Here is a 17,519-nt window from a genome sequence, read left to right as displayed (position 1 = left end):
AAACTATCGATTTTCCTAATTTTCCCCGCTGATCAATCTTTCTAACTGTCCCTTATGCCTTACTGTACCTGTTGTAACACCAAATTGCTGCATCACATTGGACGCTCTCGCTCTTATTGGTACTGTAGTTCTTGCCGGCAGGAAATGCCAGTTTCAGAGAGAGAAAACTGTAATCAGGGGCTTTATTCCCTATCAAGGAGAATTAAGAGTTAAACTCACTTATTTCGCAACAAGGACAAATTTTATGGCAAAAATTGGCTTATTTTTTGGCACGCAAACCGGCAAAACCGAAACGGTGGCGGAAATGATTCAGAAAGAATTTGGAGGTGAGGCAATTGTAGAATTACACGATATCTCCTCCGCTTCTACCGAGGATTTTGCCCCCTACGATGCCCTGATTATCGGTTGTCCCACCTGGAATATCGGCGAATTACAAAGCGATTGGGCGGGTTTTTACGATGAATTGGATGACATTGATTTCGTCTCCAAAAAGGTCGCTTATTTCGGGATGGGGGATCAAATCGGTTATGCGGATAACTTTCAAGATGCTCTGGGGATACTGGAAGAAAAAATCGCCTCCCTGGGGGGTAAAACTGTCGGTTACTGGCCGACAGAAGGTTACGATTTTAACGAGTCGAAAGCCCTAAAAAATGGCAAATTTGTCGGTTTAGCCCTCGATGAAGACAACCAATCCGATTTAACTGAACAACGGATCAAAACTTGGGTCGCGGGACTTAAGGGCGAATTTGGCGTTTAGTTAGCTATCAATCAGTTATCAGTTATCAGTTATCAGTTACCAGTTATCAGTTATCAGTTACCAGTGAATAGTATTAAGTGGCTAGTTCGCAGCTTTCTTTTCACCGACTACTGATGGATCTTCGTTACTTGATATGGTTCGATAGGGGGGCATAAATCGACTAAATCCTTATCTGGCAAGGGATTTAATTGATTAGTTCGCTCTAGATCGAAAATAATTGACAAAAATCGCTAAATGCCTTTCTATATATGGGTTCCATCCCTTATAACCCCCGTCCATTGCATAACACAAACCGAAGAGCCTTACTGTTTACTGATCGCTAAAAAATCCCCTATATCCTTGATTATTATGTCTCGATTACCTGATGCAGTTTGGATTAATGTTAACCCCAGTTTTCGCCGTTTTGATCGCCCGGTGTTGGATTGTTTAGCCAGGGAAATTGCGATCGCTGATTGGCAATACTGTCAATCTCTTGATCAGCCAGCTTCTCTTGATATTGCCTTAGTATTAATACAAGATTACCTGAAACAATGCGATCGACCGCTGCATTTAGTCGGCCACGGCACGGGGGGATTAGTAGGATTACTGTATGCGCGTCGTTATCCAGAAAGGGTAAAATCCTTAACTTTGCTCTCTGTGGGAGTCTATCCGGCGATCGATTGGCAAGCTCATTATTATGTGCTATCAAAATTACTGCCTTGTTCTCGTCAAACTCTGCTCAATCAATCGGTTCACAATCTTTTTGGTCATCAATCCTGCGCTTTAACCCAAGAATATCGCTATCTCTTGGAAGAGGATTTATTATTGTCCCTTTCTCCCCATAATCTCTATCAGAATGCCCATTTCCCCCCGGGGACAGTTCCCGTACCCCTGTTAGTCTGTGGGGGAGATATCGATACGGTAATTGATCGGCATTTATTGCAGGGATGGCAACCCTGGTTAAAGTCAGGCGATCGCATTTGGAGTTGTCACAAAGGGCGTTATTTTTTCCACTATTCCCACCCCTACAGCGTCAGTCAAGAGATTTTTAGTTTCTGGCGATCTCTAGTTCCACAGGAATTTCTTTCTGAGCAAACTGTAATTATTCCTTAATTGACAAAAATCGAGATTTATGTTAAGGCTAATACCGCTCTTTTGTCCGATCGCAATCTGGATAACGCTGCTGTTCTTTTTTACTGCCCTTTTTCTTGCTGTTGCCCAAGGGCGCCGGCAGTTGCAAAAGCTGCATCGAATTCCCTGTAGTCGCTGTGTTTTTTGTACCGGAGATTATCGCTTGAAATGTGCGGTGCATCCAATGCGTGCCTTTTCGGAAGAGGCGATCGATTGTCGGGATTTTGAGCCAGAAACTCAGGAAAATCCCGTTAATTCGCTGCCCTTGCTGACGGTAACTTTTTACTGGCTATGGAGTATATCTAAGCAGAGTATAGTTAGTCTAAAAAATAGGGGGGATGATTACGAACTCAATCCTTAATATACATGGCTTATAGATATTGACACAAAATCAAAAAAGGATGCTAGGCTAAAGGAGTCAGGTAAATTGTCCAGAAATGGAGCGTGAATTATGTCAGGAAGAGGTGGATGGCGCGGCGGCGCAGGACGTAAGAGAGCATGGCAAAATGGAGAAACTCAGACTATTCGGGTTCCCATTGCCCTTAAAGACCAAATACTCAACCTTAGTCAGCAATTAGACCAAGGACAGACATTTTTTCCCAGAGACTTGCGGCTATTGCTAGAGGAAATTCTCGCCGAGTGGGAAGTTAAATGTCAGGAGAACAATAGCGCAGAATGGCAACCAGTGCGTCAACTGTTAGCAGAAATAGAAGCACTACTCGCTCAAGAAACAGAGTGCGAGAGAGGACACAGGAGAGGAAACGGTCATTGTGGAGGTTCTCGGCATCTCTACTGAAATCTTTTGAGTAGTCCCTTAAGGTAAAGTTGCTGTCGTCAAGAATCAGCACGCTTCTCTAAATACTGCCTATTGAGTTTTTGCTGCGTTGGTGGTCATGCCGATGCCTTGATAAAAGCTCCTATCCCCCAGTCTATCATCTGGTTGATGCGAGGCAATCTTCCCCTGTGTATCGCTAGTTAGGGAGAAAAATGTAAATATTTATTAAATTGTAGCGTAGAATACAGTGCGGAGAGAAGTGTAAATACGATTTCAAGTCGCAATTGGTTTTGGGTTATGTGATCGCACTAGCTAACACGACTCATAATAACCTCTTTATCCTCAATCCCATCGGCATGAATTTCCTGACTGCCCAGTTGTTGAAACTCCCCTAGTAACTGAAAAAAACGCTCAAATCCTTGCTTTTCATCTGGGCAATAGAGCAGGATAATTTTAGCCCAAGCATTAGATGTATGGAGATTGTATTTCTTTTCAACAAACTGATGAAACTCTTGATAAAATCTCATCTCTTCTACCGTCGGTTCAATTCCTAGCTCCCGCCTAGCAGTTTTATAACCTGCTAAAAACATAAACAAATCCGACACGGAAGGACGACCAATATACAGTCCAGGTCTAGCTTTAATCTTGGCTAAAATCTCAAACAATCCGCCTTTCACTTCCATGTTTACCATTCTCTCCTTTCAGTAATTATAAATTCTTCACTTTGACAATGAAAATCTTTCAGCCAATCCTCTCGTATCATCCCTTTAGGAGAAAGATTATCAAACACTCTTCCTCTCACTTCTACCCCATAGTGTTTTCCATTAATCGTAATTGATTCATCATTTCCTAGGCGATCGCTTATGATATAATCTTCATCATGATAGCGCGTTTTCAGTTCGATCACTTTCCCCTCAATTTCGTTGTCTGTTAGCCACTGCATTACTGCCCTAGCACATTCATAACATTGATAAAGCTCAAATTTACTGACAATCTTGCCAATTTCTTGATAAATTTGGGAATCTGTTAACTTAACCACTCTCTCACTCCAAAATGAAAGCTGGTATCCCTAGTTTATCAGCCAGTTGGAGCTTAATCGGTTTAGGGATGAAGGCAAGGGATAGTTAGGAAAAGAAATCTAAAGACTATATTAAATTGTAGCGTAAAATACAGTACGGGGGTAGTTTGTAATTTGGTTTCAAATCGCTATTAACAGAGTATGTAAATTAGACATCGACCTAATATTATCTAAAGACTAAAAGTTTTTCTAGTTAAGAATTTTAACCAAATAAAAATGATTTTAATTGCCCCATATTTTTTCAGTTAAATTGAATTAGCAACGATAGATGTACATTTCAGTTATCGAACTATTTGATTAGTACAAGATGAAAAGATAGGCTGTAACTAGGTTATCGCTCTTGGAGATGTCTAACAAACTTTAATCTAAGTTAAGGGCGATCGCACCTAATAAAAAAATGACCGCCCCATTCATAGTAAGCCCTTTAGGACTGATTATGGCTAAAGCCATTACTACAAAAAAAAGAGCGATCACTTTATTTGGATAAGCATAAGACATAAATTCCATAGGCTATTATAATAATAGTTATAATAATGGCTCTCCTAGACTGGTTATAGCAAATGAGTAGTTTAAAGGTGCCTAACCTTTTAAAAAACAGGTAATCAAACAAAATAAAAAGTCTTTTTCATAAAATTGCTTTTTTTGAATACCTGTAGTTCTTATTTATAATCGATTGCACGGATTATTTTTTGCTAATATATCATAACTACTCTAGAATATCCGCCAATTGGAATAGGTAACGAACTTACAATATATTGTATTCCTTGTTTAGCCACATCTTGAACAATATTAGGATCTTCTCGTTTTCTCGTTTCTGTGTGGGGAGAAGAAGAATAGGGATAATTTTCCATAAATATAGTCTTCAAAGCTTTGCCTAGCAAGACTCTTGCGAATGATAAGCACTGATTATTACACAAAGTCGAGAAGATCCAATATCATTTTCAATTATCGTTGTATATATTCCATATATAATTTGGAAAAACCTTACAAGGTAACGTACTTGGATTAACTATAAAAATCCCTTCTTCATTTAAGGACTTATATACAAGTTCAGCAAGGTCTGACAATTGTTCTGGTGTAGCTTCCTTATGCACAAGAGAAGAAACTTGTCCAGATGCTTCAGGAATGACTAAAGAAGCCTGTTCTTCACATACATCAGTATCTGTCCGATGTGACAAAATTCTTACCGAAACAATGTGTGGAAATAAAGCTCTATCAATGTATACATAAAATTGAACATCGATTCCTCCATCTGTCTTTTCTTTAGCAGTTTGATAAAGGTCAGCTTCTCCTTCAGGAGGCAGATAATCTTTTAGTTTTTCAAAATAATTTACTGAAGATGTCGATGGTGGTGTTTTTGTCTGATTTGGAAAATTATTACTACCTGTTGATGTCGATGGTGGTGTTTTTGTCTGATTTGGGAAATTATTACTACCTGTTGATTTTTCTGAAGATTTAGAAGATTGAGATTCTGTATTGTAGTTTATTGTACAAGAAACCAACCATAAACTAAAAAACGATAAGATTAAAAATCTGACCATAAGTTACAATGTTTACAAATATTATTTTGTTTGAAGCATAAATATCAGAGCTTATATGTCAATATCATTAAGAATATAATTAGGGATTGTTATAATAGTAAAATGGACTACCCGTTTGAGCATTTTCTCGTAATCTTTGCAATTCAATCTGATGATTTAATCTTTTCATTTCCATTACTAAGTGGTGATTAGAGCGTGTCAAATCATCACTGGGATTGCTCGGCATAATTGCTGTCTGCGGGGGAAGAGATGGTGTTTGTAAAAATGAGCGAATATATTGCATTTGTTCTGACGTGAGTTCAGGAAGTATAGAGAGTATTTCTTCATCCGTGAGTGTTGAAAGCTTTTGAAGAGCTTCTATTTCTTCTGGTGTCAGTGCGAACTGTGCATAATTCGAGTCATTAGATAATTGTGAGTGATCAGATTCAGGTTCACTAACTCCTACTGGATTTGTCTTATAAGAAGGTTCAGGTTCAGTAACTACGGGTGAGGGAGGAGCATAAGGTTCATAATTGCTATAGCTTTGTGTCCCGCATCCAAGTAGAATAAGACTTGACAGAAAAGTTAATAGAACAACTTTTGCTTCTCTCAATTGGGTTTTAGGGTTAATCAATTTATCTACCTTGGTTGTCAGAGTAGGTTTTGATGCCATAGATAAAGTTGTTCTGGTCATGTTTTTTGGCTCCCATTGAGCTAACAAAAAACTTCTACTTTAAATTTGTAGTTGTTTTTGGTATTGTTAGAAATTGCAGATAGTTATGGTTATGATGAGAAACATATTGGCGATGTGAGTAGAAATAAAATATTTAAGGTTTTATCTAAGCAATTAGGATTAGAAGAAAAAGAGCTTAATAAATCTAATTTTCGTTGGACTATCGAAAAAGCAGTTAATTCCCAACTTTTTACAATACTAAATAAAAATATTAATTATTGTATAAATTCTACTCAAACTGATACCATTAGACCGATTGAAAATAAAGAAAAGTTTCCCTCAGAAACATTATTTCATGATTTAAGTTTAGCTCCAAAGATAAACCCTAATTTCTGTGATCGCATTTCAGAATTAGAAATCTTAACACAGAGAATATTAATCGAAAAAAAGCCTTTAATTTCCGTATTAGGATTGAGTGGAATTGGGAAAACTACCTTAGTTAGGCATTTTGTGGAATTAAACTTAGAAAACTTTGAAGTAGTTATTTGGCAAAATCTAAAAATATCCAATTGTTTAGACACAATTATTACTGATATTTTCACTAAAATCAATACGGATTTTATCTTAAATAATCACGATGAATTGACTTTATTTTTAAAATTATTGCAACAGAAAAAGTGTTTAATTATTTTTGACAACGTACAGGAATTATTTAGCGAGGGTGAATTAGCAGGGCAATATCAAACTAAACATAAGGAGTATCAAAAATTTTTCTCAATAATTACTAACGAAATCGAACATCAAAGTAGTTTAATTTTAATTAGTCAAGAGCGATGTTCAGAGATGTATTATTCAGATGAAAAATTAGATTTGCTTGAATTACAAGGTTTAAATAATCGAGCAATCCTCAATAATTTAGGTTTAGAAGATGAAGAAAGTTGGTTAAAATTAGCTCAGTTATACGAAAGAAACTTATCTTATTTAAAAGATATTGCTGTTTTAATTAAAGATGTTTATCATGGTTGTGTCAGTGAGTTTTTACAAGATGAAAATATTGCTATTACGGCAAAAATAAAGGAAAGTTTAGCTACGATAATTAAGAGATTATCGCCGATTGAAAAACAAATTATTCAAGCCTTAAGCAACCTAGAAAAAGATTGTTCAAGAAATGAATTAAAATCAAGTTTAGATTTGTCAGGGGATGACTTTATTAAAGGATTACAATCTTTACAAAAAAGATATTTATTAACTAAAATTCAAGAGTCAGAAATCTTGTTTAATCTATCTCCTGTGTTTAAAAAATATATCAAAGATACAGGTATCTAGATAAGCGGTGGTTATCATCATTTTTTACCTCAAGAACTTTGCACTAACCCGATGTCTAAATTGGTTAAAATACTTGCATATCCCTCTTGATCAGGATAGGCAATTCGTAACTGCCGATAAGCATCCCGTAGCCTAGTGTAATACCATTGCCGTGTCAGAAAATCATCTTGGGCAGCCTGTCGTCGCAAAGCTTCCACTAGAGATTGTTCTGCGCTTCAATCGTGTTCTACCATAGAACGACTGGGATAAACACCTCAGCATTGAGCTTACCGCTATGGGACTTGATCGCATTTTTCTCTCAGAAGTTCGCCCTCCTCTGCTAAGATGATAATGATTATCGTTTTAACTGGCAATGGTCAATCAAATTAGGCATCCTCTAACAGAAAGCCCCGTTATCGAAGACGATTCGCAAAAACTCTTAAAAATACGCCATACTTGCGCCCATATCTTAGCGATGGCTGTACAAACTCTCTTTCCTGAAACCAAAGTCGCTATTGGTCCCTGGACAGAAACGGGATTCTACTACGATTTCGATCGCCCAACACCCTTTACCCCCGAAGATTTGGAGAAAATAGCGGCAGAAATGGGGCGAATTATCGAGAAAAACCTGCCAATTATCCTAGAAGTGCTGGAAAGAAGCGAAATTACCGCAGAAATCGAGCGCCTTAATCAACCCTACAAAAAGTTAATTTTAGAGAGAATTCCCCCAGATGAAACCATTACCCGTTATTTTATCGGTAGTCCAGACGCAGGACGGAGCGATCGAGAACCCTCGTTAATTGATGGCGCTGTTTCTCCCCCGGAAGAATTTTGGTGGGATCTGTGCGCGGGACCCCATCTCAACTCGACGGGGGAAATTAACCCAGATGCTTTCGCATTGGAGAGTGTAGCGGGTGCTTATTGGCAAGGAGATGAAAAACAGCCGCAATTACAGCGAATTTACGGCACAGCTTGGCAAACCCCCGCAGAATTACAAAATTATCTCCAACAAAAAGAAGAAGCGCAGCGACGAGATCATCGCAAATTGGGACAACAATTAAAATTATTTAGCATCCAAGAAGATGCCGGTGGCGGTTTAGTTTTTTGGCATCCCCGGGGTGCAACAATGCGTTATTTAATCGAAGATTATTGGCGCCAAGCTCATTTAGAAGCGGGTTATCAATTTCTTTATACTCCCCATCTAGCTAATTTAGATCTGTGGAAAACTTCTGGACATTGGGACTTTTATCGCGACAATATGTTTGAGGCGATCGAGTTAGAACAGCAAAGCTATCAAATTAAGCCGATGAATTGTCCTTTTCATGTTTTAACCTATCAAAATGACCTGCATTCCTATCGAGAATTTCCCCTCAGATGGGCAGAATTAGGCACAGTTTATCGTTACGAGCGCTCGGGGGTTTTACACGGATTAATGCGGGTGCGAGGTTTTACCCAAGATGATGCTCATATTTTCTGTTTGCCAGAACAAATTGCCGCAGAGATTCTAGGAGTTTTGAACTTAACCGAGAAAATTCTCTCCGATTTTGGCTTTACTAATTATCAGATAAATTTATCGACTCGTCCCAGTAAATCCGTGGGTAGTGATAGTGTTTGGGAATTGGCAACCGCAGCTTTAATTGAGGCCTTAAATGCTAAAAAGTGGGATTATATTGAGGATCAGGGAGGTGGGGCTTTTTATGGTCCGAAAATTGATATAAAAATTCAAGATGCGATCGGTAGAATGTGGCAATGTTCCACGATTCAGGTCGATTTTAACTTGCCAGAACGCTTTGATATGCAATATGTAGCTAGGGATGGTAGTCGCGAAAGACCGATTATGATTCATCGAGCTATTTTTGGCTCTTTGGAAAGATTTTTTGGTATTTTAATCGAGAATTATGCGGGAGATTTTCCTCTCTGGTTAGCACCTATTCAAGTCCGTTTATTACCCGTTAGTGATGAACAGCAGCATTATGCTTTAGAGGTAGCAATGCAGTTAAAACAAGCTGGTTATCGAGTGGAAATCGATAAAAGTGGTGAGCGTTTAGGTAAACAAATTCGTACAGGAGAACTAGAAAAAATCCCTGTCTTAGCTGTGATTGGAAAACGAGAAGTTAGCAGTAAAACTCTAAGTGTTCGCACTCGACAAGGGGGAGATTTAGGTTCGATGACGCTGGTAGATTTATTAGGAAAAATGCAAACGGCGATCCTATCTAAAACTAATCTCTGAAACTTTTGTATAAACCAGCAAATAGTGGAGATCGATCCCTTTAGGGCGAATTTAACAGGGTTGAGAAAAGCCTATTTTCTGTCAATTAATTAACTTACAAGTGGGTTAGCTGCCATGAGTTCTTTGATAATTCCTCTCTCCGATTCTCTCCCTTGCTTGCCTAAATCGGGAATGCCTGTGACGATTATTACTGGTTTTTTAGGCAGTGGAAAAACCACCTTACTAAATCATATTCTTGACAATAAAGAAGGGTTAAAAGTTGCAGTATTAGTCAATGAGTTTGGGGATATTAATATTGATTCTCAATTGCTTGTTTCCATCGATGAAGATATGGTAGAATTGAGTAATGGCTGTATTTGTTGTACGATTAATGATAGTTTAATTGAGACAGTCTATCAGGTCTTAGAAAAAGAAATACCCGTAGACTATCTAATCATTGAAACCACAGGATTAGCCGATCCTTTGCCAATTATCCTCACTTTCCTAGCCACGGAATTAAAATATCTGACTCGCTTAGATTCTATTATTACCCTCGTGGATTCTGAAACCTTTACTGCCGATCATTTTGATAGTAATATTGCCCTTAGTCAAATTCGTTATGGTGACGTGGTAATTCTCAATAAAATAGATCGAGTAAGTGGCAAAAAATTAGATGATTTAGAAAAGTTTATTTGTCGGGAAAAAGAGGGTATAAGACTCCTAAAAAGTAGTTATGGTCAGGTTCCTTTGGGTTTATTGTTAGATATAGGTTTAACTAAAGAAGAATTGTATAAAGTCCAGTTGAGAGACTTTCAAAAAAATCGCCCAAGCTTCAGTAACAATCAATCTCCTGAAGACTTTAATTTTGTCTCCTTTGTTAGCGATAAACCATTTAATCTAGATAAATTTGAGCCTTTTCTCACGCAAAAAATGCCGATAAATGTTTTTCGAGCAAAAGGGATTCTCTGGTTTCAACAAAGCGATTTAAAACATATTTTTCAATTGAGCGGCCCTCGTTACGATCTGCAAGCGGTAGAATGGGATACATCTCCTCAGAATCAGTTAGTTTTTATCGGCAGAAATTTAAATAAAGAGGAAATCTTGACACAACTAAACGAATGCTTGGCTAGTTCTCAAAAAATTAAAAAGCACAAACTATGAATAGACCTCTTGCAGAAATCAAAAATCGTTGTTAGGGTTAGGAGTCAGGAGCCAGTAGTCAGGAGAATTAAGAATGAATAATAATCAATTAAATGGTCTATTTACACATTTTATGCCATTTTTTGCCGTTTTTGAACTCTCAAAAATTAATTATGCAAGAACTCTAATGATTTATGGATAAAAACTTTAAAATTTAACGAACCCTCGATCCCATGGTTTTACATCTCTTTGTTCTCCAAGTTCATTATCGCAAACCCTTGCACTTTACGGAAGCGGCGATCACAATTAAAAACGAGGGGAATTACCTTAGTTGATTTACCCGATGGACAAAGCCAATGGTATCCTAGAGAAAAGAGCCATAACCATGATTAATATCCCAAGAGACCGCCAATTTTTCCCAAAATAACCTTGCTAAGTCGAGAGGATTGGTTAAGGAAGATTACTTGCCCCAATCTCACTTATGCTAGAATGATTATCATTACCACAATAAAGAAGGAGCAAAATGATTATCGTGGTGACGGGGGGTATAGCTGCGGGAAAAACCCATTGGATTCGCCAACAAATCGCCCAAAGCAAGCAGCCAAGTCTATATTTTAGTCCCCAGACGGAAACTTTTCCCATTGATCATCTCACTTTACAGAGTGACTTTCCCCAGTTGTCCTCTATTTCTAGGGAAGAAGAAGACCTTTTGAGCAGTTTATCCATGGAAAACAGGGTCTATATGGAAGTACCATGGCATTTAGACACGCAATCCCTCGAAAGCTTTCTAAAACCCCTCAATTGTCATCGGGTAGCGATTACGTCTCCAGACGAAGAAATCCCCGAAGGACAGGTTCCCGTCGATGAAATAGTCATCAGTCCCGTCAAAACAACAATAAAAGGTGATCAATGGTCAAAAAAACGGGAAATACAGATTTATAGAGCCGTTTTAACGGGAGAAATCCTCGATTTTTCCAGTTTAACCACCTTTTGGACAGAATTAACCCAAGGGGCCTATGGGGAAGTGCTGCGGGTTAAAAGTATCTTCGATATCATCGATGGTCAGTGTATTTATGGGGAATTTATGGATGAATGGCCAGAAAAAGACTTTCAAAGCTTAAATTTCCCCTTAAATCTCGATGGGAGACCGAATCGCTTTAGTGGGATTGAAATCGTCGGTCGCAATCTCGATAAACCGACAATTGCCGATACCCTGAGTGATTGTTGTCTGTCCGATGAGGCACTTTTTTATTATCAACAACAATTTCAAGAATCTTTAGAGCCAGAAATGGAGTTAATCTGATGAAAATAGCCGTTTTATCCTGTATTCATGGCAATATGCCCGCTTTTAATGCTGTTTTGCAAGATTTAGACCAACAGGGTTGTCAAGAAATCTACTGTTTAGGGGATTTGGTTGGGTATGGACCCCATCCTAACCAAGTGGTGGAAAAAATCCGTCAACTGGGGATTACCACGGTACAAGGGTGTTGGGATGAGGATATCGTTGAGGGATTAAATGCCTGTGAGTGCAGTTATCCGTCGCTTTTAGCAGAAAAACGCGGTAGATTAGCTCATGAGTGGACAAATCAAATAATCACCCCAGAAAACCGTAATTATTTGTCAAAACTGCCCGAAATTTTTAAGCTAGATCACCTCTGTTTTGTCCATGGTAGTCCCCAAAGTAACCATGAGTACCTTTTAGCCGAAATGGACGCTTTTACGGCTTTAGAACGGGTTTTATCGGTAGATACAGAGGTTTTATTCTGTGGACATACCCACATCCCCTATATTCGCACTCTCGACGAGGGAAGCTTGCAAATAAAAGTGTATCAACCCGATGGGGAACAGTCGCGGCAATTTACCACACCGGTTAAACGTATCATCAACGTGGGATCGGTGGGAGAACCGCGTCACGGTCGTCCAAATGCCACCTATGTGATTTACGATCGAGAAACGGCAGCGGTACAGCTGCGAGAAGTGGCCTATAACTATCAGGAAACCTGTCAGGCTATTTTAGCATCGGGTTTACCTCCTATTTTCGCTTGGCGATTGGCTAAGGGTCTAGAATATGCGGAAAAAGCCGATGATCCGACTCATGTTTGCGAACGTTAATTTGTGATAAATCAAGAAATTATGTGGGCAATTTTAAGCGGTATTCAAGGCAATTTACCAGCCTATCAAGCGGTCTTGGAAGATATTCAGCAACGGTCAGTTACTGTAGAAAATTTATATATTTTAGGAGATTTTATCGGTGTTAATCCCGATAGTGAAATGCTAGTAGAACAAATACGTTATCCCACTAAAAATAACTTATATCCGCAGGTTTGTCGGGGATGGTGGGAAGAACAATGTTTAATTTTACACAGTTTAGGAGCCACAGGAGAACCGACGGAATTAATCCATAAACATGGAATTGATAGCACTAAACAACTCTGGGATGCAGTTTCTTTAGAAACGGTGCAATGGTTACGAAATCTCGATTTTGGTTTTGTCGAGTTGGATTGTTTATTAATTCATGGCAGTAGTGTCAGTGTTAGTGAAGAATTAACCCCCGATACTCCCCCATGGCAAATTTTAGATCGACTGCAACGGGTGGGAGTTAATAATCTATTTTGTGGTCGTGCAGGACAAGTTTTTGATTATTCTTTACAGTCCGCTAATTTAACCAGCACTGTTACTACTTTAGATAAACGGCAACCAAGTCAAACTTTGACGATTCAAGATAAGCGTTTAATTGGGGTTGGTAGCGTTGGTAAAGAATTAAATAAAGCAGTTTACACTCTCTATAATCCTAGTAATAATTGCGTGGAGTTTAGAACCGTACCTTATTAATCTTTCAGAGATTAATTAAATATTCAAGATTAATTTAAGTAGGTAGGCGTTAAAAATTATCAGACACCCCCCTTATCAAGGGGGATCAAGGGGGGATTTATCTTCAATTTAATTATAACCAGCTAGATAACTGAGGTGAGAGACTCTTGCTGACTTGCTTGCAGATGGGATTGAGCGCGAACAGCGCGGAACATCCCAAAACGACATAAACCCGTACCAAAGGCCAAACGCATCAGCAGAATTGTCGGCACTTCTCGGACGGATTTAACCAACCCAGTTAGACCAAATTGCCACCAACCTTGGGGACGAATCACCCCCTGCCAAATGGTATCAATCCAAGAGGGTAGAGTGGCTTTTGTCCAGTCAGCAGTCACCACTTCCCCATCTACCAATCCCGTGGCCGCTAACTGTTCGGCAAAACCTTCGATGCTGGCAAAAGCGGGGTGAGACCACTGATCCAAAAGTTGGCGCATTACAGGACTTTCCCAGAAATTGAGCGGTTTTTGACGGTCATCTCGCTGATTCCAGTCCGCTACCACTAGGACTCCCCCCGGCTTAAGAACTCGCAGTAATTCCTGAGCAAAAACGGCTTTGTCCGGCATATGGGGACCGGCTTCAATTGACCAGACCACATCAAAACTCTCGTCGGGAAAAGAAAGGGCCATGGCATCATCGACCAAAAAGCGAGCATTTACATCTGGGGGTGTTAGTTCTTTGGCCCGTGCCACTTGTTTGGGACTAATGGTGACACCGGTAACGGTAAATCCGTAGTCGCGGGCCAGAATGCGACTGCTGCCACCAATACCACAACCGACATCGAGGAGAGTTGCACCGGTGGGTAGTTTATCCAAACCTCCCCAAGAGACCATTTCCGCCACAAAGTCGGCTTTTGCCGCTAGAAAGTCTTTTTTTTCTGGTGGGGAACCGTAGTGACCTAAATGGATGTGTTCGCCCCAATAATATTCTAAAATCCCGTCCTGGGTCCATTGGTCGTAGGAATTGGCCACCGAGTCCGACGATTGGTACTTGCGAGAGGAAACAAAATAGACGACGATAGCGATCGCTAGGAGTAAACCTAAAGATGATGTCAGCAAAAGTATATTCATTAAATGATGCCGGGCAAACTGATACAAAGCTTAATAACTCTTAAAGATTATACAACCTTGAGGTTCTGCGGTTGAGTGACTTTGGTTCTTCGCCAGAAATTAATTAAGTAGCTGGTTATAATTAAATTAAAAATGGATTTTAGGTTCGATCCCCCCTGCCCCCCTTGATAAGGGGGGTGCCGATAGGCGGGGGGATCCCCCTTGATAAGGGGGGTGCCGATCCCCCCTTAGTCCCCCCTTTAATCCCCCCTTGATAAGGGGGGCATCTGACAACTTTTAACGCCTACCTACTTAGATCACTTCTGTAGTACTAAACTTTTATCTGTTTGTCCCTGTGGAATTGCCCTCAATCCATTCGTAAAAAGCCATAGATTCCGGAGAACAACGGCTGCATCCTCCGCATTTTTCTAGGGAAATCAGGCGAATTCGCCCTTTTTTCAGCAAGCGATCGAGCATGGGACTTAAGGCATCCGCTGACATCCGAAAGTGTGTAGATAAGTCAGACAGAGATGCTTTCTGATTTTTGGCAAGATAAGCCTGTATATCGGTTAAAATCATGGTTTATAAGCGAAAAAAATCGAGAAAAGTTGCTTGATTGCGGTGGGTTACGGCGAATCTAAATAATTTGTTAGTTGCCTAGCTTTTTGTCGCCTAACCCACCCTACTTTTAAATTGCCGGACGATTGATTTTTCGGGGACGGAGATTTTTTAAGGTGAATAAAACCCCGACTACGGTTAAACCCATCAAGACTATCCAAAAGAGAGAAAATCCCGGATGTCGAGAAAAAGTGGCGATTTGATAGAAGGAAGTGGCAACAATATAGGCCATTCCTGTGGTCCAGAAGGCAATAAAAGCAGTCCAACCGGCATTAGTTTCGCGATATACTGCCGATGTGGCCGAAACACAGGGAAAATAGAGCAGAACAAACAATAGATAGGCAAAAGCACCCGCTTGACCATCAAATCTTTTCACCATTGCGCCAAAGATTCCTAAATCTACCTCTTGCTTCTCGGCAGCCGTTTTTTGATCTTGCAAATCACCAATATTTAAACCCAAGGGATCAAGTAATTGATTGGGTAATTGCGCTAAATTGGCGGGAATAGTGGCAATAGCTTCCTGAATTTGCCCCCAAAAGTCGAATTTTTCCGCCGCTGCCCCCTTATTCGGGTTATCTTCCCCTGCTAGTTGGCTGTAAATCGAGTTTAATGTCCCTACCATCGCTTCTTTGGCAAAAACTCCCGTAAAAATTCCCACCGTTGCCGGCCAATTTTCCGGTTCTAGTCCCATGGGTGAGAAAATAGGAGTTACAGCTTTACTGGTAGCACTTAAAACCGATCGCTCGCTGTCTTGATTACCAAAAGAACCATCAAAACTGAGGGAGTTGAGTAGTCCCAAAATCATCACCATTAAAACGATAACTCGTCCAGCTTTCCATAAAAACGCTTGCAGACGTTCCCAAGTGCGAATTAAAACCCCTTTCAGACGCGGTAGATGATAGGGAGGCAATTCCATAATAAAGTGACTGACTTCTCCCTTGAGTAGGGTTTTTTTCATCACCAATCCCGTCAAAATAGCGGCGAGAATTCCTAAGATATAAAGACCAAAAACGATATTTTGACCACCTATGGGGAAAAAAGCCGCCGCAAATAGGGCATAAACAGGTAATCTGGCCCCACAGGACATAAAAGGATTCATCATAATCGTCATTAAACGATCACGGGAATTTTCTAGGGTCCTGGTGGCCATAATTGCCGGCACACTGCAACCAAATCCCACTAGCATGGGGACAAAGGATTTACCCGGCAATCCCACCAAACGCATCAATCGGTCCATGACGAAGGCTGCCCGGGCCATATAGCCGGAATCCTCTAAAATTGACAAAAAGAGGAACATAAAGCCAATTACGGGGATAAAAGTGGCGACGGTTTGCACACCTCCCCCCGCTCCATCAGCGAGCAGAGCAATTAGCCAACCGGGGGTATGGATTTTTTGTAAAACTTGGGACAAACCATCGACAAAGATAGTCTGGGCAGTTAAATCGAAGAAATCGATAAAGGCAGCACTAACATTGATTGTAAACAAGAACATTAGGTACATTACGCCCAAAAATATCGGAATTCCTAACCAGCGATCGAGAACAATCCGATCGAGGCTATCGGACATGGTATCATTTATCTGTCCAGTCCGTTGAGTGGCTCCCTGAGTAACTTGTTGAATAAAGCCATAACGAGTATCAGCAATTAAAATATCAAGGTCTTCCCCTAAAACTTGGTGTATTTGTCGTCTATGCTTGACGATAATGCTTAATAGTTCCTGGGAGCGCAATTCTGGGACGATGCGATCCTCGTATTGCAGTAAATTTAAAGCGGTCCATCTTGGCTCAACGATCCTTTTACTGCTATGGTCGTTAATGTAGGCAATAATCTCGTTAAGAGCTTCCTCAATTACCGCAGGATAAGCCACATAAGCAGCAGTATGGTTAATATCATCGACTAATTCCCCAATTTTTTGCTTTAATTCTCCGATTCCCTCCCCTTTAACCGCACTAATCGGGACGACAATTGCATCCATGCGAACGCTTAAGAGTTGCGGATTAACCACAATACCCCTAGTTTTGGCCACATCCATCATATTCAGGGCAATCAACATCGGTAAACGCATCTCCATGATTTGGGTAGTCAGGTAGAGATTACGCTCTAAATTGGCAGCATCGACGATATTAATCACTAAATCCGCTTCTCCTGACAGCAGATAGTCCCTAGCGACTAATTCATCCATTCCTGTCTCCCCTTCTTCTACATCGAGGGAATAGACTCCGGGTAAATCCACAAGGGTGATATCTTCCCCGTTAACTTGAAATCTTCCCTCCTTGCGATCGACTGTTACTCCCGGCCAGTTGCCGGTCCGTTGATTGGATCCTGTGAGAGCATTAAAAAGGGTAGTTTTGCCACAGTTAGGATTGCCGATTAAGGCGATAATGGGTTTGACCATAATTAGGATATTGAGTAATTAA

At 40.1% G+C, this 17,519-nt stretch carries 19 protein-coding genes; 10 read left to right on the top strand and 9 right to left on the bottom strand.

The window, feature by feature from the left end; genetic code table 11:
* The first annotated feature begins 244 nt into the window (after nt 1–244).
* The 4 genes from fldA to LW728_RS04555 all read left to right on the top strand — a co-directional run bounded on the left by fldA (nt 245) and on the right by LW728_RS04555 (nt 2,663).
* Entirely contained in the window at nt 245–757 is a 513-nt protein-coding gene (gene fldA / locus LW728_RS04570) for a flavodoxin FldA (RefSeq protein WP_002735314.1), read from the top strand.
* Between the two features lie 348 nt (nt 758–1,105).
* Nucleotides 1,106–1,849, top strand: coding sequence for an alpha/beta hydrolase (locus LW728_RS04565; RefSeq protein WP_287765420.1), 744 nt, complete (start codon nt 1,106–1,108; stop codon nt 1,847–1,849).
* A 19-nt stretch (nt 1,850–1,868) separates the two neighbouring features.
* Nucleotides 1,869–2,228 carry a hypothetical protein gene (locus tag LW728_RS04560; RefSeq protein ID WP_002742249.1) on the top strand — a complete coding sequence of 120 codons (360 nt, stop codon included), beginning with the start codon at nt 1,869–1,871 and terminating at the stop codon, nt 2,226–2,228.
* Nucleotides 2,229–2,318: 90 nt separating this feature from the next.
* Complete coding sequence (locus tag LW728_RS04555; RefSeq protein ID WP_002742247.1) at nt 2,319–2,663, top strand: hypothetical protein; 345 nt, start codon at nt 2,319–2,321, stop codon at nt 2,661–2,663.
* A 287-nt stretch (nt 2,664–2,950) separates the two neighbouring features.
* On the opposite strand, the gene LW728_RS04550 is transcribed toward LW728_RS04555, so the two are convergent.
* The 5 genes from LW728_RS04550 to LW728_RS04530 form a co-directional block, all read right to left on the bottom strand.
* A complete protein-coding gene (locus tag LW728_RS04550) occupies nt 2,951–3,325 on the bottom strand; it encodes a hypothetical protein (RefSeq protein ID WP_002742245.1) in 375 nt (124 codons plus the stop codon).
* Between the two features lie 2 nt (nt 3,326–3,327).
* Entirely contained in the window at nt 3,328–3,681 is a 354-nt protein-coding gene (locus LW728_RS04545) for a papain fold toxin domain-containing protein (RefSeq protein WP_002742244.1), read from the bottom strand.
* Nucleotides 3,682–4,080: 399 nt separating this feature from the next.
* A complete protein-coding gene (locus LW728_RS04540) occupies nt 4,081–4,227 on the bottom strand; it encodes a hypothetical protein (protein ID WP_287765413.1) in 147 nt (48 codons plus the stop codon).
* A gap of 434 nt (nt 4,228–4,661) precedes the next feature.
* Nucleotides 4,662–5,261: a hypothetical protein gene (locus LW728_RS04535; protein ID WP_287765410.1), complete on the bottom strand. Its 600-nt coding sequence runs from the start codon at nt 5,259–5,261 to the stop codon at nt 4,662–4,664.
* A 79-nt stretch (nt 5,262–5,340) separates the two neighbouring features.
* Nucleotides 5,341–5,934 carry a hypothetical protein gene (locus tag LW728_RS04530; protein WP_287765407.1) on the bottom strand — a complete coding sequence of 198 codons (594 nt, stop codon included), beginning with the start codon at nt 5,932–5,934 and terminating at the stop codon, nt 5,341–5,343.
* A gap of 63 nt (nt 5,935–5,997) precedes the next feature.
* On the opposite strand from LW728_RS04530, the gene LW728_RS04525 reads away from it, so the two are divergent.
* Nucleotides 5,998–7,239: a helix-turn-helix domain-containing protein gene (locus LW728_RS04525; protein WP_287765404.1), complete on the top strand. Its 1,242-nt coding sequence runs from the start codon at nt 5,998–6,000 to the stop codon at nt 7,237–7,239.
* 29 nt (nt 7,240–7,268) lie between these two features.
* Here LW728_RS04525 and LW728_RS04520 read toward each other — a convergent pair whose 3' ends face one another.
* Nucleotides 7,269–7,436: a hypothetical protein gene (locus LW728_RS04520; protein ID WP_002742240.1), complete on the bottom strand. Its 168-nt coding sequence runs from the start codon at nt 7,434–7,436 to the stop codon at nt 7,269–7,271.
* A 155-nt stretch (nt 7,437–7,591) separates the two neighbouring features.
* Here LW728_RS04520 and thrS point away from each other — a divergent pair, with 155 nt between their 5' ends.
* The 5 genes from thrS (at nt 7,592) to LW728_RS04495 (ending at nt 13,399) form a co-directional block, all read left to right on the top strand.
* Nucleotides 7,592–9,448, top strand: a complete 1,857-nt coding sequence (gene thrS, locus LW728_RS04515; RefSeq protein ID WP_287765401.1) for a threonine--tRNA ligase — start codon at nt 7,592–7,594, stop codon at nt 9,446–9,448.
* A gap of 114 nt (nt 9,449–9,562) precedes the next feature.
* Nucleotides 9,563–10,588, top strand: coding sequence for a CobW family GTP-binding protein (locus LW728_RS04510; RefSeq protein WP_287765398.1), 1,026 nt, complete (start codon nt 9,563–9,565; stop codon nt 10,586–10,588).
* Nucleotides 10,589–11,090: 502 nt separating this feature from the next.
* Nucleotides 11,091–11,870 carry a hypothetical protein gene (locus LW728_RS04505; RefSeq protein ID WP_287667726.1) on the top strand — a complete coding sequence of 260 codons (780 nt, stop codon included), beginning with the start codon at nt 11,091–11,093 and terminating at the stop codon, nt 11,868–11,870.
* Nucleotides 11,870–12,679, top strand: a complete 810-nt coding sequence (locus LW728_RS04500; RefSeq protein ID WP_185237955.1) for a metallophosphoesterase family protein — start codon at nt 11,870–11,872, stop codon at nt 12,677–12,679. Before LW728_RS04505 ends, LW728_RS04500 begins: the two co-directional genes overlap by 1 nt.
* Nucleotides 12,680–12,700: 21 nt before the next feature.
* Nucleotides 12,701–13,399 (top strand): metallophosphoesterase family protein, encoded by a 699-nt coding sequence (locus LW728_RS04495; protein ID WP_002802574.1) that lies wholly within the window; start codon nt 12,701–12,703, stop codon nt 13,397–13,399.
* A 122-nt stretch (nt 13,400–13,521) separates the two neighbouring features.
* Here the strand turns inward: LW728_RS04495 and LW728_RS04490 are convergent, their stop codons facing one another.
* The 3 genes from LW728_RS04490 to feoB form a co-directional block, all read right to left on the bottom strand.
* Entirely contained in the window at nt 13,522–14,505 is a 984-nt protein-coding gene (locus tag LW728_RS04490; RefSeq protein WP_287765396.1) for a methyltransferase domain-containing protein, read from the bottom strand.
* Nucleotides 14,506–14,823: 318 nt separating this feature from the next.
* Nucleotides 14,824–15,063 carry a FeoC-like transcriptional regulator gene (locus tag LW728_RS04485; RefSeq protein ID WP_002792905.1) on the bottom strand — a complete coding sequence of 80 codons (240 nt, stop codon included), beginning with the start codon at nt 15,061–15,063 and terminating at the stop codon, nt 14,824–14,826.
* A 109-nt stretch (nt 15,064–15,172) separates the two neighbouring features.
* Complete coding sequence (gene feoB / locus LW728_RS04480) at nt 15,173–17,497, bottom strand: Fe(2+) transporter permease subunit FeoB (RefSeq protein WP_287765395.1); 2,325 nt, start codon at nt 17,495–17,497, stop codon at nt 15,173–15,175.
* Nucleotides 17,498–17,519: the final 22 nt, after the last annotated feature.

This window comes from Microcystis sp. 49638_E5, from assembly GCF_021300285.1.
GTDB classification, from domain to species: domain Bacteria; phylum Cyanobacteriota; class Cyanobacteriia; order Cyanobacteriales; family Microcystaceae; genus Microcystis; species Microcystis aeruginosa_C.
This window is presented reverse-complemented; position numbering and strand designations above follow the sequence as displayed.